Source organism: Streptomyces sp. NBC_01352, assembly GCF_036237295.1.
Lineage (GTDB): Bacteria > Actinomycetota > Actinomycetes > Streptomycetales > Streptomycetaceae > Streptomyces > Streptomyces plumbiresistens.
Genome location: NZ_CP108354.1, coordinates 1,050,710 through 1,069,032, shown reverse-complemented (window position 1 = coordinate 1,069,032; position 18,323 = coordinate 1,050,710). Strand labels below are relative to the sequence as shown.

Here is an 18,323-nt window from a genome sequence, read left to right as displayed (position 1 = left end):
TGTGATGGTCGGGATCCGGCGAGGACGGATGTCGGCTGCGCGAATGCGCGGGGCCGGCATTCGCCGTGGGTGTGTGGCATCACCGTCACCGGCGGCGCAGTGCCGGCGGGGTGTGGCTGACGTCGGCCGGGTTGAGCGTGCTGCCCGGCGGTGGGTCGATGTGATGGCCGGGATCCGGCGAGGACGGATGTCGGCTGCGCGAAGGCACGGGGCCGGCACCCGCCGTGGGCACGCGGCATCATCGTCACTGGCGGCGCAGTGCCGGCGGGGTGTGGCTGACGTCGGCCGGGTTGAGCGTGCTGCCCGGCGGTGGGTCGATGTGATGGTCGGGATCCGGCGAGGACGGATGTCGGTTGCGCGAACGCGCGGGGCCGGCATCCGCCGTGGGTGTGTGGCATCGCTGTCAGCGGCGGCGCAGGGCCGCGGTCTCCAGCGCCGGCGGTATGTAGCCGACGTCGGCCGGGTTGAGGACGCTGCCCGGTGCGACGAGTGCGTCGATCCGGTCCAGCGCCTCGGCCGACAGCGGCCGGTCCACCGCGGTGAGCTGCGACAGGAGCTGGTTGTGGGTGCGCGCGCCCATCACGGCCGTGCTGACGCCGGGGTGGGCGAGTACGAACCGCAGCGCCAGCTCGACCAGCGTGCAGCCCTCCTCGGCGGCCAGGCGCACGAGTTCCTCGACGACGGCGAGCTTGCGCGTGCGCATCTGCTCGTCGGCGAAGTCGAAGTGGTCGCTGTTCCGCAGCGCGCGCGAGTCCGCCGCCGGTTCGGCGTCGGCGCGGTACTTGCCGGTCAGCCAGCCGCCGTTGAGCGGGCTCCAGACCATGACGCCCATGCGGTGGCGCTCAGCGGTGGGCAGGGCCGCGGCCTCCGCGTGCCGGGCCAGGATCGAGTACGACAACTGCTCCACGGTGAACCGCTCGCGGCCACCGCGTCGCGCCGCCCACTGCGCCTCGACGATCTCCTCGGCCGGGAAGCTCGACGAGCCGATCGCCCGTACCTTGCCCGCCCGCACCAGGTCGCTGAGCGCGCCGAGGGTCTCCTCGACGTCGGTGTGGGGATCAGGACGGTGGACGAGATACACGTCCAGGTGATCCGTCCCCAGCCGGCGCAGGCTGTCCTCCACGGCACGTGTGATCCACAGCCGGGAGGTGCCGCCCCGGTTGCGGTCGAGCAGGCCGGCGGGCATCCGGCTCGCGACCTTCGACACCAGGACGACGTCGTCGCGCCGTCCCTTCAGCGCCCGCCCGATGATCTCCTCCGACTCGCCGAAGGCGTACACGTCGGCGGTGTCGACGACGTTGACACCGGCGTCCAGCGCCGTCGCCACCATGCGGTGGCACTCCGCCTCGTCGGTGTTGCCCCAGGCGCCGAACATCATCGACCCGAGACAGAGCTGACTCACCTCTATGCCCGTCCCACCCAGAATGCGGTAGTGCATGCCTGCCCTCGTCTTCCCAGCCGACGCCCTGTCGCTGTCCTCCCGCAGGCTCGCACAGCGGCAGGCCGCAAACCGATGTCGCGCGGGGCCAGCATCCCTGGCCTGCGTGTTGTGTCCGCAGCACATCGACCCGCGGGTGCGTGCGCACCTAGGCTCAAAGAAACCCGAACCACTCACCATGGAGGTACCGTGGCCACCGGCCTCACCTCGGCACGCTGGACTCACATCGCGCTGCCGACCGGCGATCTCGACAAGTCGATCGCGTTCTACACCGCACTGACTCCGCTGGTCGTGGTCGAGCGATTCAAGGACGCGGACGGCGAGAGCGTCTGGCTCTCCAACGACCAGCAGGCCGAGACACCGTTCGTGCTCGTCCTGGTGTCGTTCAACAAGGACAAGGGCAACCAGCTGGGCCTGCTGCACCCGTTCGCGCACCTCGGCATCGAGGTGCCGACGCGGGAGGACGTCGACGCGCTCGCGGACCGGGCCCGCGAGCTCGGCTGCCTGCACTGGGAGCCCCGCCAGATGCCCGAGCCCGTCGGCTACATCTGCGCCCTGAAGGACCCCGACGGCAACGTCGTCGAGATCTCCCACGACCAGCGCGTCTTCGACTCGGTCCGCAAGAAGTGGGGTTCGTCCTGAAGGACACCCGCGCCGCCGTCGAGGCGTACCTCGCGGCGCTGAACGCGCACGACGCCGACGCCGTGGCCGCCTGCGTGGCCGAGGACTTCGTCAACGAGCACACGTCGTCGATGGGCCAGAGCCGCAAGGGCCGCGCCGAGTACCGCGCCGCGCTGACCGGGTTCCTCGAGAACTTCGGCGACCTGCACTACGCGCCCGAGAGCTTCCTCGTCGACGGCGAGTCGGCCGCGGTGCCGTACGTCATGACGTTCCGGATGCGCTCGGCGGGCGACCGCCCCGTACGCGTGCGCGGGGTCTTCGTGTTCACCGTCGCCGACGGTCTCGTCACGCGCCGCACGGACTACTGGGACAGCGGCGAGGTGCAGCGGCAGCTCGCCTGACGCCCCCGGCCGCAGCCCGGAACCAGCTTCCTGACGCCCCGTCCGCCTCTCGTGCGGACGGGGTGCCGGTGTTCCCGCCACCTGACCTGCGTATCGCTCTGCATGACGCCATCTCGCATTGCTTGACAGGATGCCGTCTCGCATTGAAAGATGCCGTCATGCAAGTGGTGACGACACAGTCCGGCCTGGGCCGGATCGAGGACGGGGCTGTCGCCCTGTTGGACACGGCTTTTCCGCACGTCGGCGCGGTCCTCGAACAGGACGGCTCGCTGCGGGGCCTGGCGTCCTGCGCGGTGCGCCGGCGGATCCCGCTCGACCAGGCCACGCTCATGGCGCCACTGGGCCGCCCCCGCGCGGTGTGGGGCGTCGGGCTCAACTACCTGTCGAAGGCGGCCCGGGCCGGCCGGGGACTGCCCGAGCAGCCCATCCTGTACCTGGCCGCGTCGTCCGCCGTCCTGGCCCCTGGCGCCCAGGTGGTGATCCCGCGCGCCGCGACCGAACCCGACTACGAGGGAGAGATCGCGGTCGTCGTCGGACGCCGGCTGTACCAGGCGTCCGAGTCGGAGGTCTGGCCCGCGATCGCCGGCATCACGGCGGCCAACGACATGACGGCGCGTGATGTCATGCGCGCCACCGCCACGCCCGCCCTCGCCAAGAGCTACCCGGGATTCACGCCGCTCGGTCCGTCGCTCCGCACTCCCGACGACCTCGCCGACCGCGACGCGATCCGCATACGGAGCTGGGTCAACGGCGAACTCATGCAGGACGACACGAGCGCCGGGATGATCTTCCCGGTCGCCGACCTGCTCAGCCGGCTGTCGTGGTTCGCCGCCCTCGAACCCGGCGACGTCGTCCTCACCGGAACCCCGGCCGGCACCGGCCAGGACCGCGGATGCTTCCTCGCCGACGGCGACGAGGTACGGGTCGAGGTGGACGGCGTACTGCCCCTTGTCACCCCCATCGTGCGTCCCGCGGACGCCGCACCGCACGACCACCGGCTGACCCAACCCGTCAGCTGACCGCCCCTCACACTGGAGCACAACCGATGCCCAACTCCTCCCCGTCGTCCTACGATCTCGTCCTGGCCGGCGGCACCGTCATCGACCCGGCGTCGGGCACCAACGCCCGGCTCGACGTGGCGGTCACCGGTGACCGCATCGCCGCGATCGGGGAAGGGCTGGCGGCGGGCGCGGCCCGCACGATCGACGTCACCGGCTCCACCGTGCTGCCGGGCCTCGTCGAGGGCCACACCCACATCTTCCAGTACGTCTCCGCCGTCGGCGCCCCCGCCGAGGAGGCCCACCTGCGGCGCGGCGTCGTCGCCGCGGCGGACGCCGGCACGGCCGGCGCCTCGACGTTCGCGGCCTTCCGCAAGCTGGTGGTCGAGGCGAACCCGCTGCGTATCGTCAACTTCCTCAACGTCTCGGTGCTCGGCCTGATCGACTTCAGGTTCGGTGAGCTGCTCAACCCCGACACCCTGGTCCCGGAGGACGCGCTCGCGACCGCCGAGGCCCACCCCGACATCGTGCGCGGCTTCAAGATCCGGCTGTCCGAGGACGTCGTCGGCGAGAACTGGGAGGCGCTGCTGAAGAAATCCGTGGCGCTGGCCGAACAGGCGTCCCTCCCGCTGATGGTGCACATCGGCGAGACCGAGGAGCCGGTGCCCGTCGTCCTGGACTACCTGCGCCCCGGCGACATCGTGGCGCACTGCTACACCGGCAAGCCGAACGGCATCCTCGACGGCGACCAGGTGCACCCCGCCGTCATGGCGGCCCGGGAGCGCGGCGTGCTGTTCGACTCCGCGCACGGCAAGAGCAACCTCAGCTTCGACGTGGCGCGCCGGGCGATAGCCGACGGATTCCTGCCCGACATCCTCAGCTCCGACACCAGCGCCCGCAACTGGCGCGGCCCGGTGTTCGACCTGCTCACCAGCATCTCCAAGCTGGTCGCGCTCGGCGCGCCGCTGGAGGAGTGCATCCGGCGGGCCACCGTCGCCCCCGCACAGCTGCTCGGGCTCGACACCGAGGGCTACGGCCGCCTGGTGGTCGGCGGACGGGCCGACGTCACGGTCGTCGACTGGACCGACGAGGTCACCCTGCCCGACGCCGCGGGCAACACCATCCTCGCGCCGCGCCTGGAGCCGACCGTCGTGCTGCACGCGGGCGCCGAGGTCGAGATCACGCCGTGGCGCGGTCTGCCGTCGGCGTGAGACGCCCGCCCGTCCCGGGGAGGATGCGATGACCATCGGTGACGTCCACCTCCTGCGGCGCCAACTGCGTGCGGCCCTGACGGCGGCAGAACCCGCCGTCGGTACGTTCGTCAAGCTGGCGTCGCCCGACGTGGTGGAACTGGCCGAGGCGGCCGGGTTCGCGTTCGTGGTCGTCGACCTCGAACACTCCACCCTCACCGAGCAGAACGCCGTCGACCTGGTGCGGCACGCCCACGCCTGCGGCCTGCCGGCCCTGGTCCGCGTGCCCGAGGTGGACGCCGCCGCCGTCAACCGGCTCCTGGAAGCCGGGGCGGCGGGGATCCAGCTGTCCATGCTCACCCGCGTCGCCCAGGCCGAGGAACTCTTGGCGACGACCCGTTTCGCACCCGCCGGCCGCCGCTCGGTCAGCCTGGCCAACCGGGCCGCCCGCTTCGGTGCGGTCCCGTTGGCCGCCTTCCTGGGCGCCGAGCAGGACGACCCACCGGTACTGGTCGGCCAGATCGAGACGGCGGTGACCGATCCTCTGCCGGATCTGGTCGCCGCTCTCGATGTGTGCTTCGTCGGCAGCACCGACCTCGCCGTCGACCTGGGCCTGTCGGCCGACCCCGCGGTGCTGCGCGCCGCGGTGGACGGCGTGCGCGAGGCCGCCCGTTCGGCGGCGGTGGCGTTCGGCGGCTGGGTGCCGTCCCGGGGCGCCGCGGCGGACCTGGGCCTGAGTGACGCCGACTACCTGGTCGTCGGCTCGGACCTGCAGATGTTGGCGACCGCCCTGCGGACGGCCGCCGGAGAGGAGAACCAGTGACCACACGCAACGCGGCCCTGTTCAGCACCGTCCTCAACTGGGACGAACTGCCGGTGACCCAGGTGCGGCCGGGCGTCCGCCGTCGCGTCTACGCGACGGACGAGATGATGATCTGCCACCACGAACTCGACGTCGGCATGACCCTCAACCCGCACCGGCACGAGGACTTCGACCAGCTGGTCCATATCGCCGAGGGGCGTGCGAACTACTACGTGGACGGTGTCGCGCACGACATGCGTGCAGGGTCGTTCCTGCTGGTCCCTCGGGGCAGCGAGCACTACGTGGAGCCGACCGAGGCACCCTGCGTGAACATCGACTTCTTCGTCCCGCCACGGGCCGACCTGCTTCCCTGACCGAAGAAGGCTGATCATGGCCCCATCGACGACCAGCGCCGTCACCTTGGACATCAACGGCGAGAGGTACGCACTGTGCGTCGACCACCGCACCACCGTGCTCGATGTCCTGCGTGAGCGCCTCGATCTGACCGGCACGAAGAAGGGCTGCGACCAGGGGCAGTGCGGTGCCTGCACCGTTCTGCTCGACGGTCGCCGGGCCGTGGCCTGCCTCCAGCTCGCGGTGGCGGCCGAGGGTCGCGAGATCACCACCGTCGAAGGTCTCGCGGACGGCGACCGACTGCACCCGGTGCAACAGGCGTTCCTCGATCTCGACGGCTACCAGTGCGGCTACTGCACACCCGGGCAGATCTGCTCGGCCGTCGCGGTGATCGAGGAACACGCGGCGGGCTGGCCCAGCGCCGTCACCGGTGACGTCCGCCTCGAAGCCGGGCCGCCGCCGTTGACCGCGGAGGAGATCCGCGAGCGGATGAGCGGCAACCTGTGCCGCTGCGGCGCGTACGTGGCCATCGTCCAGGCGGTCGCACGCGCGGCCGGGACCGAGAGCACGAGGCCGGCGGCATGAAGGAGTTCGGATACCAGCGCGCGCACGACGTCTTTGGCGCCCTCGCCCTGCTCGACGCCGACCCGGACGCCCGCTTCCTCGGGGGCGGCACCAACCTCGTCGACCTGATGAAGACCGGCGTCGAGCGGCCCGCCCGGCTCGTCGACGTACGCGCGCTGCCCCTTGACCGAGTCGAGTCGACGGACAACGGCGGCCTGCGTATCGGCGCGACCGTGACCAACAGCGATCTTGCCGCGCACCCCGAAGTCCGAAGCCGCTACCCGGCGTTGACCCAGGCGGTGTTGGCCGGCGCCTCGGGGCAGCTGCGCAACATGGCCACGGTCGGCGGGAACCTGCTCCAGCGCACCCGCTGCGGCTACTTCGCCGACGTGAGCAAGCCCTGCAACAAGCGCGTCCCCGGCAGCGGTTGCCCCGCCGTCGAGGGCGAGCACCACAACCACGCCATCCTGGGCGCCTCCGAGCACTGCGTGGCCACCCACCCCTCCGACATGGGCGTCGCGCTGACGGCCTTCGACGCCGTCGTCTCGTACGAAACGGCCGACGGGCCGGGCGAGTTGTCGCTTGCCGAGTTCTACCGGCCGGTGGGTGACACCCCGCACCGGGAGACCGCGCTGCCGCCGGGAGCGCTGATCACCGGCGTCACCCTGCCGCCCGCCCCCGTCGCCGCCAACTCCCGTTACCGCAAGGTGCGCGAGCGTGCCTCGTACGCCTTCGCGATCGGCTCGATCGCCGCCGCGCTCGACATCGAGGACGGTGTCGTACGCGAGGTGCGCCTGGCCTTCGGAGCGGTCGCGTCCCGGCCGTGGCGGGCCCGGACGGCCGAACGCGTGCTGACCGGGGCACCGGCGAACGCCGAGACCTTCGCGGCCGCCGCGGCCGCCGAACTGGCCGCCGCGAAACCGCTGCCACACAACGGATACAAGGTGACCCTCATGCGCAACCTCGTGGTGGCCGTCCTGACCGAACTCGCCGAGGAGGCCGCCGCCCGATGACCGGAGCAGCATCCAGGGCCGCGCCGGTGCGGGGCGCTGTCGGCGCCCCGCACACCCGTGTGGACGGCCGGGACAAGGTCACCGGAGCCGCACGCTACGCAGCGGAGATCCCCTTCGCCGAACTCGCCCACGGCTGGCTGGTGTTGTCCACCATCGCCCGTGGTCGCGTCCGCTCGCTGGACACCGCCCCGGTCCTCCGGATGCCGGGGGTGCTCACCGTCCTGCACCACGGCAACGCCCCGCGCGTCGACAACGACTACATGACCCTGCTGGGCGTGCCACCGGACCCGACCGTGGCGCTCTTCCAGCGCGACCGGGTGCCGTACCTGGGCTGGCCGGTGGCCGTGGTCGTCGCCGAGACCTCCGAGCAGGCCAGGGAGGCCGCCGAGGCGCTGATCGTGCACTACGAGCGTCAACCGCACGACGTCGAGTTCTCCGGATCGCGTCCGGACACCTACCCCCTGGACACCTACGAGCCGGCGGTGGTGGAGAAGGGCGACCTCGCAGCTCAACTCGCCGCGTCCGCCGTCCTCGTGGACGCGGAGTACACCACGCCGGAGGAGCACCCCCACCCGATGGAGCCGCACGCGGCTACGGCCCGCTGGGACGGCGGTCGGCTCGAAGTCGTCGACTCCAACCAGGGCACCGCCAATGTCGCGAGCGAACTAGCCAAGCTGTTCTCGCTCGACGCGTCCGCGGTGCGGGTGCGCTCCGAACATGTCGGCGGCGGTTTCGGGTCCAAGGAACACGTCCGGGCGCACCAGGTGGCCGCCGCGATGGCCGCGGCCGTCCTGCGGCGGCCGGTCCGCGTCGTTCTGACACGACGTCAGATGTTCTCGCTCGTCGGTTACCGCAGCCCCACCCTCCAGCGCGTCAGGCTCGGCGCCGACGCCGACGGGCGGCTGCGCGTCCTCGAACACCGTTCCCTGAACCTCACCTCGAGCATGCACGACTGGGTCGAGCCGTGCACTCAGGGGGCGCGGGTGATGTACGACGCCGACGCCCACCACACCTCGCACCGGGTCGTACGGCTGGACGTGCCGACCCCGACCTGGATGCGCGCCCCGGGCGAGGCACCGGGCTCGTTCGCGCTGGAGTCGGCGCTCGACGAACTCGCCGAGAAGTGCGGCCTGGACCCGATCGAACTGCGCGTACGCAACGAGCCCCGGGTGGGTCCGGTGTCCGGGCTGCCCTTCAGCCCCCGCAGACTGCTCGCCTGCCTCCGGGAGGGCGAGCGCAGGTTCGGCTGGGCGGACCGGGATCCGCGCCCCTGCCTGCGCCGGGACGGGCGCTGGCTGCTGGGCACCGGCATGGCGGCGGCCTCCTTCCCGGCCATGGCCGTGCCCGCGACGGCGGCAGTGACGGCCGAGGCGGACGGCGGCTTCACCGTGCGGGTCAACGCGGCCGACATCGGGACCGGGGCGCGGACCGCGCTCACCCTGATCGCGGCCGACGCGCTGAGGGCGTCCCCCGGCCGGGTCCACGTGCGCCTGGGCGACAGCGACTTCGGCCAGGCGGGGCCCGCCGGAGCGTCCATGGGCACCCGCTCCTGGGGATGGGCGGTCACGGTCGCGGCGGGGGAACTGCGGGAGCGGCTGGCCTCGGGTGCTGTCGTCCCGCCGGAGGGGATCACGGTGCGGTCGGACACCGCCGAGGCAGTCCGGGCCATCGCACGCACGGAACGGCACGCTTTCGGGGCGCAGTTCGCCGAGGTCGCGGTCGACGTCGGCACCGGCGAGGTGCGCGTGCGGCGCATGCTCGGCGTCTTCGCCGCGGGCCGGATCGTCAACCCGCTCACGGCGCGCAATCAGCTCGTCGGCGGGATGACCTGGGCCATCTCCATGGCCCTGCACGAGGAGGCGGTCCGGGACCGGGCCACGGGCGGCCTGGTCGGCGCCGATCTGGCGGGCTACCACTTCGCGGCCCACGCCGACGTCCCGCTCATCGAGGTGGACTGGGTGGACGACCCCGACCCGGACGACCCGGTCGGAATCAAGGGCATCGGCGAGATCGGGATCGTGGGCGCGGTGGCGGCGATCGCCAACGCGGTGTGGCACGCGACCGGCGTACGTCACCGTCAGCTGCCCATCCGGCCCGACCGCGTGCTCCTCGCCGGAGCCACGGATGCCTGACCTCACCGAGGGCTGAGGACGGCCGGGCCATGCTCCAGCGGTTCGGGGCCGGCCGTGTGAGCCGTCGAAGACCTCCGTTGATGGACGCCTCCCACGACAGAAAGCCGGCCCCCCGCCTCCGCGGTGGGCCGGCTTTCTGCGTCGGCGCGTGGGTCAGCCCCCGTTGGGTGTGCCGTCCGAGGTGCCCAGCCGCTGCGACAGCGCGCGGGTGGTCTCCAGCAGGGCCTGGGCCATCGGCGACTTGACGTCGTCGGGGACGGTCGCCGTCGTGCCGACGACCGCGAGCGTCCCGCTGATCGTGTCGCCCTCGAAGATCGGCGCCGCGATGGTGCGGACCCCGTTGACGGCGGGGGAGTTGACCGACAGCCCGTGCTGCCGGATGGCGGCGAGCTCCTCGGTGAGCTCGGCCGACTTGAGGACCGAACGCGGCAGCGTCGGTACCTGGTCCGGGGGCAGGAACGTGAGGAAGATCCGTCCCTGCGCCGAGGACGTCAGGTCGAGACGCGAGCCGACCCGGACGCTGATGCGCACCATGTGGGCGGTGTTGTCCACCGAGCGCACCACGGTCGGCGACTCGCCGTCCCACACCGACAGCACGATCGTCTCGTCGATGCGCCGGACCAGCTCCTCCATGTACGGCTCGGCGGCGGCGACGATCGGCAGGCCGGCCCGCGCGGCCGCGGCGAGCGTGAGCACCTGGGGGCCGAGGGAGTAGAGCGAGGTGCGCTCGTCGTAGCGCAGCAGGTTCGCCGCCCGCAGCGCCTTCGTGTAGCGGTGCGCGGTCGCCTTGCTCGCCCCGAGACGCGCGGTGATCTCATTGAGACTCATGTGCGGCTTGCCGACCGTGAACGAGCCGAGGATCAGCGCCGCACGCTGCACCGTCTGGATGGTCGGCGCGGTCGTCTCGGGACCGCCTTGCTCGCCGGTGCCGGGCTGGGCCTTGGTGGCCATGGATTCCTGCTCCTGTCCCGTCGTACTTAGTAAGGTGGTAAGACGTTGAATGGAACGTCGTATTGGATAGCGTAACGGTGAGGGCTGTGCAAATGTGAGCCAGATCGCCAACTCGGTGCGACGACCTCACGCATCGGAGGAGTGCCCCGGAGTGAGCGAGCGTGCCGGGTCGAGCAGGGAGGCGATGTGGTTGACGGCGAGGGCCGCCTCGCCGAAGCCGATCGAGATGAGGCTGACCTTGCCGTCGTGGTCGGAGATGTCGCCGGCCGCGAAGACGCGCTGCCGGTTCGTACGCATGGTGCGGTCGACGAGGATGCGTCGGCGGCGCAGCTCCAGTCCCCACTGCTCGATCGGGCCGAGATCGGCGATGAAGCCGAGTGCGGCGACGACCGACTGGGCGGGCAGGCTGATCCGGTCGCCGTCCGGGCCCGCGACCACGACCTCCGACACCGACGCGTCGACAGCCCCGTCGCCGGAGATCTTCTCGACCTCGTAGGGCGTCAGGACCCGCACGGACGATGCGTGCACCTGCTCGACGGTGCGCTCGTGGGCCCGGAACCGCGTACGCCGGTGCACGAGCGTCACCGACGAGGCGATCGGCTCCAGCGACAGCGCCCAGTCCAGCGCCGAGTCCCCGCCGCCGACCACCACGACGTCCTGTCCGGCGAGTTCGTCCAGCCGCGGCACGAAGTACCGCAGCCCCCGGCCCAGGTACTCGGAGCCCACCGGGAGCTCTCGGGGGACGAAATTGCCGATCCCGCCGCAGACGAGCACCGCCCCCGCGGTGATCCGCGCGCCGGCGTCGGTGGTGGCGACGATGCCCTCACCCGCGTCGTCGAGGCGGGTGACCCCGTGCCCGAGCAGGTAGGTCGGGTTCCATCGCCCCGCCTGCTCGGCCAGCCGGTCCACCAGGTCCTGGCCGCGGACGGCGGGGAAGCCGGCCACGTCGTAGACGAGCTTCTCGGGGTACAGCGCGGCGATCTGGCCGCCCACCTCGGGCAGCGCGTCGGCGACGGCGACGCTCAGGCCGCGGAAGCCGGCGTAGTACGCGCCGTACAGCCCGGTCGGGCCGGCGCCGATGACGAGCAGGTCGACGGTGACCTCGGGGCCGGCGCCCGTGGCGGCCGGGAGGCCGCTCACGCTCCCACCTCGGGGTGGTCGTGGCCGACCCGGCCGACCTTGCGTGCGCCGCCGGGCGACCCGAGGGGTTCCGCTTCGACGATGGGGAGCGTGAAGAACTCGGCGTTGATGCGCTCAGCCTGCTGGGCCTCGGCCGGCAGGTCCTCGTGGTGGAAGATCGAGATCTGCGGGCAGACGGGTTCGCACCGCCCGCACTCGACGCATTCGTCGGGCTGGATGTAGAGCATCCGGTCGCCCTCGTAGATGCAGTCGGCCGGGCACTCCTCCATGCATGACTTGTCCATGATGTCGAGACATGCCTGAGTGATGACGTACGGCACGGGCTTCTTGCCCTTCACACGGTCGCACAGTATGCGAGATGGCGTCTTCTAATGCGGAACGTGGAATGCATGATGACGGCGTCGGTCCGGGGTGTCAACCATCAGGCGATTGCTTGACATCGCCGCGTGTGCTAGGAGAAGCTGATGCGACATACGAGATGGCGTCTCACAGCGCGCCACTCGGGTCGGGACTTGTGAGAGGCATACGCCGTAATGGGAAGCAACCCCCGGACCGTCCCAGCGCCGATGATCGTCGAGGACTGGGACCAGCTCACCTTCCGGGTCAACCGCGAGGCCTACCGCAGCGCGGAGATCTTCACCCGGGAACGCGGCTGGGTATGGACACACACCTGGCTCTACCTCGGCCATGAGACCGAGATCCCCAACCCCAACGACTTCAAGGTCCGCACCCTCGGCGGCCGGCCGCTGATCTTCTGCCGGGACACCGCCGGCGAAGTACACGCGTTCCTGAACTCCTGCCCGCACCGCGGCACCGTGCTGTGCCGCGAGAGCGAGGGCTCGACCAGGCTCTTCCAGTGCTTCTACCACGCCTGGACATTCCGCAACAACGGTGACCTCGCCGCCATCCCCGACGCCGACGCGTACGAGTCGACCGACGAGTTCAAGGCGTCCATGGGGCTGCGCGGTGTCCCGCGCCTGGAGATCCACGAGGGGTACGTCTTCGTCGCCTTCGACCCCGACGTCCCACCGCTGCTCGAACACCTCGGCGACGCGGCCGACTACATGACGATGATCGAACAGCAGCACGTCGGCGGCATGACCACACTGCCCGGCACGCAGCAGTACAGCGTGCGGGGCAACTGGAAACTCGCCGTCGAGAACGCGATGGACGGCTACCACTTCGCGCCGACCCACAACACGTTCGTGGGCTACCTGCGCGAGAGCGGCTTCGCCGTCACCGACGACAACCAGTACGCGTACAACCTCGGCAACGGCCACGGGTTGCTGGTCCTGACCGGGCACGGCGGCCGGATCAGCATGCTCTGGGAACCGCGCTTCGGCGAGGACGAGCGCGAGCGCACCGAGCAGCACCGGGCCGAGATGACGGAGCGGCTGGGGGAGAAGCGGGCGCACTACGTGGCCGACGAGAGCCACATCCTGTTCGTGTTCCCGAACCTGCTGCTGTTCGACATCGAGGGCCTGTCGATCCGGCAGCTGGAGCCGGTGGCGCCCGACCAGACCGACGTGCGTGCCTGGCAGCTGGTCCCCCGTAACGAGGACCCGGCCGCGCGCGCCCTGCGCATGAAGACGGTCGTCAGCTTCGTCGGCCCGGGCGGGCTCGCCACGCCGGACGACATCGAGGCGTACGAGGCGGTCCAGCGCGGCATCCAGGCCACGGCGGGCACCGCCGTGCCCGAGCTGGACTACAGCGACATGTCGCGCGGCATGGCCGACGAGGTCAAGGGCGCGCAGGGCAGATCGACCGACGAAGGTGCGATGCGGGGCTTCTGGCGGCACTGGATCGAGGCCGTCGGCCTCGACGACGGCCTCGCCGTCCACGGCGACCGCCCGGCGTCCTTCCTCGAAGGCAGGGACGTGCGATGACCGCGATCACCAACACCCACTCCGTGCAGTGCCAGGGACGCACCATCACCCGGCCAGAGGTGGAGGACTTCCTCTACGCCGAGGCGGACATCCTCGATCACTGGGACTACGACGGCTGGCTGGCCCTCTTCGAGCCCGGCGCCCGCTACGAGATCCCGACCACCGACTACCGCCCCGGCTGGTCGCCGCACGAGACCGGGTCCTTCGTCGACGACGACTGGGACCTGATCCTCGCCCGCGTCAAGCGTCTGAAGTCCCGCAAGGCCCACGCCGAGAACCCGCACTCGCGCACGCACCGGCTGGTCTCCAACGTGCGGCTGTCCGAGCACACGGAGGACTCCTTCCGGGTGGCGGCGTCCTTCGTGGTGCACCGCGCCCGCGACGGCCACTTCGACGCCTACGTCGGCTGGTACGAGCATGTGCTGGTGCCGACCGCGGACGGACTGCGGTTCCGCCTGCGGCGCTCGGTCCTGGGCCATGAGTCGCTGGCGGCAGGCGCCCGGCTCAGCTTCATCCTCTAGCCGGCGACGGACGGTGACCCGATGATCCGACACACCCTCTCCTTCCGCTTCGCCGACGGAATCGACCAGGCCACACGCGAGTCCGTGCTGGCCGAGCTGCGCACCTTCCCGGACCGGTACCCGGCCATGCGCGGCTTCGTCCTCGGCGAGAACATCAGCACCCGCGACCGGACCTTCACCCACACCATGGCCGTCGACTTCGACAGCCGCGACGACCTGCTCGCCTATCTCGGCAGCGAGTCCCACGAGAGCTTCGTGCACACCCGCTGGCGACCGGTCATCGACCGGCAGGCCATCACCTCGTTCGAGTACGCCGAGCGTCCCTCGCTCGCTGCAGGAAGGACATCCCCAGTGAGCACCCGCCCGCAGGCCCCGTACGGCATGGAGTACGCCCGGATCGAGGTTCCGGACATGCAGGCCACGATCGACTTCCTCGAGTACCACGTCGGGCTGCAGCTGGAGCAGCGTACGGACGAGTACGCCTACCTGCGCGCCGACATCGAGCACCACGCGATCGAGCTGATCCACGCGCCCGAGCGCACCGACGGGTGGACGACCGCGGTCGGCTACAGCGTGGCGAGCGAGGAGGTCCTCGAACAGCTGCACAAGAGCGTCCTCGACGCCGGCCTGGAGGTCCTTCAGCTCCAGGAGCGGCAGCAGGCGCTGTGCGAGAACGGCTTCGCGGTGAAGGACCCCAACGGCCTCATCATCGAGCTGTTCACCGAGTTCCAGGAGTACGCCGAGCCGCCGCACATCGAGATCCGGCCGCTCGACCTGGTGCACCCCTTCATCGCCACCGCGAAGTACCAGGAGACGCAGGACTTCTACCAGAACGTCCTGAAGTTCGTGCCCTCGGACTACGTCGTCGGCTCGACCACGTTCTTCCGCGGCGAGAACCGCTACCACCACAGCCTCGCGGTGCAGAACAACAAGGAGCACTACGTCGCGCACCTGTGCTTCGCGATGAAGAGCCTCGACCACGTCATGCGGATGCGCGCCCGCGCGCTGTACAAGGGCGCGCCGATCGCCTCCGACATCGTCAACCACTCGGCGTCGACGTCGATCGCGTTCTACCTGCACGACACGCGCTTCGGCCCGCGGTTCGAACTGTGCGACCGGCACCGGGTGTTCACGCCGGAGGAGCACGAGACGCACCGGGCCCGCAGGATGCCGGCCGACCCGCGCAACATCGACGTGTGGCGTCCGGCGTCCGACGACTGGGGACGTTTTTGAGCCGGCAGCTGCCCTTGAGACAGCAGTTGCTCGACGTCCTGCACCTGCTCGACGCGACCCCCGCTCCACGCGGCAGGGAGCGGACGGCGGCCCACCGGCTGCGCGCCTGGTGCGCGCAGCGGTGGCCGCACGTCGAGTGGCAGGTGGCGGAGCACGGCCCCGCGGGTGGCAGCCTGATCGCCACGCACGGGGCCGGGCCGCTGCTGTACTCCCACCTCGACACGTCGCTGGACGACGGCGGGGCGGACAACCAGCTCGTCACCGGCAGTGCGGCACCCGTCGCCCCGCTCGGCGTGGACGGCGACGTGGTGGCCGGCTTCGGTCTCGGGGTCGCCCGCGGGCCCGCGGCGGCCGCGCTCGTCGCGTTCGCCGAGGCGGGCGCCGGGCGGCTGCTGCTCGCCGGCTCCGGGACGCACCGCCGCACCGGCGGGATCACCGGCCTGGAGGCCTACGCCGACGCGTACCCGCTGCCGCACTCGGCGATCGTCGCCAAGTGCGGCCCCCCCACCCTGCTGTGCCACGAGCCGGGCGCGCTCTACCTGACCGTCCGGGTGACCGGCCGCTCCGGCGCCGCGATGGCGGCGGAGTCGGCCACGCCGCCCGGGGGAGTTGTCACCTTCGCCGGCGTCGTCCTGGACGAGCTGGCCCGCTGGCGCACGGCCTACCTGGCCGCCGACCCGCGGGAGGGGCAGACCGGCCGGGCGTGCGGCATCGGCGCGATCAGCGGGGGATGGCCGGACAAGCCGGACCTGCTGCCGGCCCAGCTGCGGATCGATCTGTACGTCGTCACCGGTGACCCGGTGGAGCCGAAGGTACTTGCGGACGAGCTGGCCGACCGGCTGCGGGCACGGTGTGCGCAGTCAGAGCTGCGGGACTGCGCGGTCGAGGTGGAGGCCGAGCCGGTCGCGGCAGCCGCGGCGACGCCGGCCGACGCCCCGGTGGTGAAGGCCGCCCAGGCCGCCTGGCTCGACGAGTTCGGTACGCGGCCACCGCCGATCACCGGCTGGACGGGCTCGACCGACGGCGTCGTACTGCGCGCCCGCGGCCTCGACACCGTACGCCTCGGCCCGCAGGCGAAGCCGGCCGCCGACGATCCGCGGCGCGACGCCCTGTCGTTGGCGCAGCTGACCGCCTACGCGCGCATCTACCGCAGGCTGTTGACCGAACTGCCGGCGTAGCGCCGCGGGTCCCGGCGTTGCCCGGACCTTTCGTTTCACTCAGCGAACAACCACGCAGCGAACAACCAATCAGCGAACAACCAATCAGCGCAGGGCGCGTTCCCCCTGCAGAAAAGTGGGCGGGCGGATGGACAAGGTGGCCGTCTCCGCGGCCGAGGCGGTGGCGGACGTCCTGGACGGGGCGTCCCTCGCCGTCGGCGGCTTCGGGCTCAGCGGAATTCCGGGGATCCTGATCCAGGCCCTGTACGACACCGGAGTCACAGGACTCGACGTCGTCTCCAACAACTGCGGGGCGGGGGATTCCGGCCTCGCCGTGCTGCTCACCGCGGGCCGGATATCCCGGGTCACCGGCAGCTACATCGGCGGTAACAAGGAGTTCGCCCGCCAGTACCTGGGCGGCGAGATCGAGCTGGAGCTGATCCCGCAGGGCACCCTCGCCGAGCGGCTGCGCGCCGGGGGCTGCGGCATCCCGGCCTTCTACACCCCGGCCGGGGTCGGCACCCAGGTCGCCGACGGCGGGCTGCCCTGGCGCTACGACGGTCAGGGCGGCGTCGCCGTCGCCTCACCGGCCAAGGAGGTCCGCGCGTTCGGCGACGTCGAACACGTCCTGGAACACGGCATCACCACCGACTTCGCCCTGGTGCGGGCGGTGAAGGGCGACCGGCACGGCAACCTCGTGTTCAACAAGTCCGCCCGCAACTTCAACCCCCTCGCTGCCATGGCGGGCCGCATCGCGATCGCCGAGGTGGAGGAGCTGGTCGAACCGGGGGCGATCGACCCCGACCAGGTCCACCTGCCGGGGATCTTCGTCCAGCGCGTGGTGGCCCTGAGCACCGAGCAGGCCGCCGACAAGAAGATCGAGAACCTCACGGTGACATCCAGGGAGGTGCGGGTCTGATGGCCTGGACACGGGACGAGATGGCCGCCCGCGCGGCCCGCGAACTGCGCGACGGCGAGTACGTCAACCTCGGCATCGGGCTGCCGACCCTGATCCCCAACCACCTCCCCGAGGGCGTCCACGTCGTGCTGGAGTCGGAGAACGGCATCCTCGGCACCGGCCGTTTCCCCTACGAGGACGAGGTCGACCCGGACCTGATCAACGCGGGCAAGGAGACCGTCACCGTCCTGCCCGGTGCGGCCTTCTTCGACTCCGCGCTGTCGTTCGGCATGATCCGCGGCGGGCACATCGACGCGGCCGTGCTCGGCGCCATGCAGGTCTCCGAGCGGGGCGACCTCGCCAACTGGGCGATCCCCGGCAAGATGGTGACCGGTATCGGCGGTGCCATGGACCTGGTGCACGGTGCCCGCCGGGTGATCGTCACCATGACCCACACCGCCAAGGACGGCACCCCGAAGATCGTGCCGGAGTGCGACCTGCCGCTCACCGGGAAGGGCTGCGTGGGGCGGATCATCACCGACCTCGGCGTCCTCGACGTCACCGACGACGGCCTGGTCCTCGTCGAGACCGCCCCCGGCGTCATCGTCGACGAGATCACCGCGAAGACGGCGGCGAAGGTGCTCATTCCCTGACGACCTCGCCGCCCACAAGGGGGCCCTTCGCCCACGGCACCGGCGACGAGTACCAAGACGTGGCCCGCCCGCACGACCATGCTGTCGGCCGGTCGACACTCGCCATCCTGCGCGACCGTCGACCGGCTTTTGCGTGTCCGGCCCGGCGACCGGGATCGTGGCCGGACAGGCGGTCGCCGTCGCCGAGGCATCGGTCGCGGCCTCCGGCGGCGCCGAACTCGCCCACGACGGCCGGTGCCCCTTCGCCGCTCAACCACGCCAGCTCCTCGGTGCCGGCGGGACACTGCTGCCCGCCTGCGCTCGCGGGCGTCTTCGCCATGACAGACGACCGCCGCAGCCAGGGGTCACCCTGGCTGCGGCGGTCGGGAGTT

The 18,323-nt window shown here is 71.3% G+C and carries 19 protein-coding genes; 15 read left to right on the top strand and 4 right to left on the bottom strand.

The window, feature by feature from the left end; genetic code table 11:
• Positions 1-403: 403 nt before the first annotated feature.
• On the bottom strand, positions 404-1,438 hold the full coding sequence (locus OG252_RS05225) for an aldo/keto reductase (RefSeq protein ID WP_329334094.1): 1,035 nt from the start codon (positions 1,436-1,438) through the stop codon (positions 404-406).
• A 189-nt stretch (positions 1,439-1,627) separates the two neighbouring features.
• Between OG252_RS05225 and OG252_RS05220 the strand changes: the two genes are divergently transcribed.
• From OG252_RS05220 to OG252_RS05180, 9 genes are all read left to right on the top strand, one after another.
• Positions 1,628-2,080: a VOC family protein gene (locus OG252_RS05220; RefSeq protein ID WP_266451644.1), complete on the top strand. Its 453-nt coding sequence runs from the start codon at positions 1,628-1,630 to the stop codon at positions 2,078-2,080.
• Positions 2,065-2,460: a nuclear transport factor 2 family protein gene (locus OG252_RS05215; protein ID WP_266451645.1), complete on the top strand. Its 396-nt coding sequence runs from the start codon at positions 2,065-2,067 to the stop codon at positions 2,458-2,460. Before OG252_RS05220 ends, OG252_RS05215 begins: the two co-directional genes overlap by 16 nt.
• A gap of 164 nt (positions 2,461-2,624) precedes the next feature.
• Positions 2,625-3,479, top strand: coding sequence for a fumarylacetoacetate hydrolase family protein (locus tag OG252_RS05210; RefSeq protein WP_329334088.1), 855 nt, complete (start codon positions 2,625-2,627; stop codon positions 3,477-3,479).
• A 26-nt stretch (positions 3,480-3,505) separates the two neighbouring features.
• Positions 3,506-4,669: an amidohydrolase family protein gene (locus OG252_RS05205; RefSeq protein ID WP_329334087.1), complete on the top strand. Its 1,164-nt coding sequence runs from the start codon at positions 3,506-3,508 to the stop codon at positions 4,667-4,669.
• 28 nt (positions 4,670-4,697) lie between these two features.
• Positions 4,698-5,471 carry an HpcH/HpaI aldolase family protein gene (locus OG252_RS05200; RefSeq protein WP_266451648.1) on the top strand — a complete coding sequence of 258 codons (774 nt, stop codon included), beginning with the start codon at positions 4,698-4,700 and terminating at the stop codon, positions 5,469-5,471.
• Entirely contained in the window at positions 5,468-5,824 is a 357-nt protein-coding gene (locus OG252_RS05195) for a cupin domain-containing protein (protein WP_124442829.1), read from the top strand. The genes OG252_RS05200 and OG252_RS05195 overlap by 4 nt, the downstream gene beginning before the upstream one ends.
• A gap of 16 nt (positions 5,825-5,840) precedes the next feature.
• Positions 5,841-6,389, top strand: coding sequence for a (2Fe-2S)-binding protein (locus tag OG252_RS05190; protein ID WP_329334081.1), 549 nt, complete (start codon positions 5,841-5,843; stop codon positions 6,387-6,389).
• Positions 6,386-7,381 carry an FAD binding domain-containing protein gene (locus OG252_RS05185; RefSeq protein WP_329334079.1) on the top strand — a complete coding sequence of 332 codons (996 nt, stop codon included), beginning with the start codon at positions 6,386-6,388 and terminating at the stop codon, positions 7,379-7,381. Before OG252_RS05190 ends, OG252_RS05185 begins: the two co-directional genes overlap by 4 nt.
• Positions 7,378-9,513, top strand: a complete 2,136-nt coding sequence (locus OG252_RS05180) for a xanthine dehydrogenase family protein molybdopterin-binding subunit (RefSeq protein WP_329334077.1) — start codon at positions 7,378-7,380, stop codon at positions 9,511-9,513. Before OG252_RS05185 ends, OG252_RS05180 begins: the two co-directional genes overlap by 4 nt.
• A 153-nt stretch (positions 9,514-9,666) precedes the next feature.
• On the opposite strand, the gene OG252_RS05175 is transcribed toward OG252_RS05180, so the two are convergent.
• The 3 genes from OG252_RS05175 to fdxA form a co-directional block, all read right to left on the bottom strand.
• Positions 9,667-10,464 (bottom strand): IclR family transcriptional regulator, encoded by a 798-nt coding sequence (locus OG252_RS05175; RefSeq protein WP_266451652.1) that lies wholly within the window; start codon positions 10,462-10,464, stop codon positions 9,667-9,669.
• 126 nt (positions 10,465-10,590) lie between these two features.
• On the bottom strand, positions 10,591-11,604 hold the full coding sequence (locus OG252_RS05170; protein ID WP_329334074.1) for an NAD(P)/FAD-dependent oxidoreductase: 1,014 nt from the start codon (positions 11,602-11,604) through the stop codon (positions 10,591-10,593).
• Positions 11,601-11,942: a ferredoxin gene (fdxA, locus tag OG252_RS05165; RefSeq protein ID WP_406497720.1), complete on the bottom strand. Its 342-nt coding sequence runs from the start codon at positions 11,940-11,942 to the stop codon at positions 11,601-11,603. The genes OG252_RS05170 and fdxA overlap by 4 nt, the downstream gene beginning before the upstream one ends.
• A 228-nt stretch (positions 11,943-12,170) precedes the next feature.
• Here fdxA and OG252_RS05160 point away from each other — a divergent pair, with 228 nt between their 5' ends.
• From OG252_RS05160 to OG252_RS05135, 6 genes are all read left to right on the top strand, one after another.
• Positions 12,171-13,490, top strand: a complete 1,320-nt coding sequence (locus OG252_RS05160; RefSeq protein ID WP_329334072.1) for an aromatic ring-hydroxylating oxygenase subunit alpha — start codon at positions 12,171-12,173, stop codon at positions 13,488-13,490.
• The gene (locus tag OG252_RS05155; protein ID WP_266451655.1) at positions 13,487-14,011 is read left to right on the top strand and encodes an aromatic-ring-hydroxylating dioxygenase subunit beta; all 525 of its coding nucleotides are present in this window, start codon (positions 13,487-13,489) and stop codon (positions 14,009-14,011) included. Before OG252_RS05160 ends, OG252_RS05155 begins: the two co-directional genes overlap by 4 nt.
• A 21-nt stretch (positions 14,012-14,032) precedes the next feature.
• Positions 14,033-15,244 carry a Dabb family protein gene (locus OG252_RS05150; protein ID WP_266451656.1) on the top strand — a complete coding sequence of 404 codons (1,212 nt, stop codon included), beginning with the start codon at positions 14,033-14,035 and terminating at the stop codon, positions 15,242-15,244.
• 14 nt (positions 15,245-15,258) lie between these two features.
• Positions 15,259-16,422 carry a hypothetical protein gene (locus OG252_RS05145; RefSeq protein ID WP_329334069.1) on the top strand — a complete coding sequence of 388 codons (1,164 nt, stop codon included), beginning with the start codon at positions 15,259-15,261 and terminating at the stop codon, positions 16,420-16,422.
• Between the two features lie 127 nt (positions 16,423-16,549).
• Positions 16,550-17,320, top strand: a complete 771-nt coding sequence (locus OG252_RS05140) for a CoA transferase subunit A (RefSeq protein WP_329334066.1) — start codon at positions 16,550-16,552, stop codon at positions 17,318-17,320.
• Positions 17,320-17,952, top strand: a complete 633-nt coding sequence (locus OG252_RS05135) for a CoA transferase subunit B (protein ID WP_329334065.1) — start codon at positions 17,320-17,322, stop codon at positions 17,950-17,952. The genes OG252_RS05140 and OG252_RS05135 overlap by 1 nt, the downstream gene beginning before the upstream one ends.
• The last annotated feature ends 371 nt before the right edge of the window (positions 17,953-18,323 follow it).

Excerpts from the sequence above, each read along its gene's own strand:
- OG252_RS05135 (WP_329334065.1), top strand. The coding sequence starts at position 17,320 with ATGGCCTGGACACGGGACGAGATGGCCGCCCGCGCGGCCCGCGAACTG.
- OG252_RS05175 (WP_266451652.1), bottom strand. The coding sequence starts at position 10,464 with ATGGCCACCAAGGCCCAGCCCGGCACCGGCGAGCAAGGCGGTCCCGAG.
- OG252_RS05190 (WP_329334081.1), top strand. The coding sequence starts at position 5,841 with ATGGCCCCATCGACGACCAGCGCCGTCACCTTGGACATCAACGGCGAG.
- OG252_RS05150 (WP_266451656.1), top strand. The coding sequence starts at position 14,033 with ATGATCCGACACACCCTCTCCTTCCGCTTCGCCGACGGAATCGACCAG.
- OG252_RS05140 (WP_329334066.1), top strand. The coding sequence starts at position 16,550 with ATGGACAAGGTGGCCGTCTCCGCGGCCGAGGCGGTGGCGGACGTCCTG.
- OG252_RS05155 (WP_266451655.1), top strand. The coding sequence starts at position 13,487 with ATGACCGCGATCACCAACACCCACTCCGTGCAGTGCCAGGGACGCACC.
- OG252_RS05160 (WP_329334072.1), top strand. The coding sequence starts at position 12,171 with ATGATCGTCGAGGACTGGGACCAGCTCACCTTCCGGGTCAACCGCGAG.
- OG252_RS05205 (WP_329334087.1), top strand. The coding sequence starts at position 3,506 with ATGCCCAACTCCTCCCCGTCGTCCTACGATCTCGTCCTGGCCGGCGGC.
- OG252_RS05200 (WP_266451648.1), top strand. The coding sequence starts at position 4,698 with ATGACCATCGGTGACGTCCACCTCCTGCGGCGCCAACTGCGTGCGGCC.
- OG252_RS05185 (WP_329334079.1), top strand. The coding sequence starts at position 6,386 with ATGAAGGAGTTCGGATACCAGCGCGCGCACGACGTCTTTGGCGCCCTC.
- OG252_RS05180 (WP_329334077.1), top strand. The coding sequence starts at position 7,378 with ATGACCGGAGCAGCATCCAGGGCCGCGCCGGTGCGGGGCGCTGTCGGC.
- OG252_RS05225 (WP_329334094.1), bottom strand. The coding sequence starts at position 1,438 with ATGCACTACCGCATTCTGGGTGGGACGGGCATAGAGGTGAGTCAGCTC.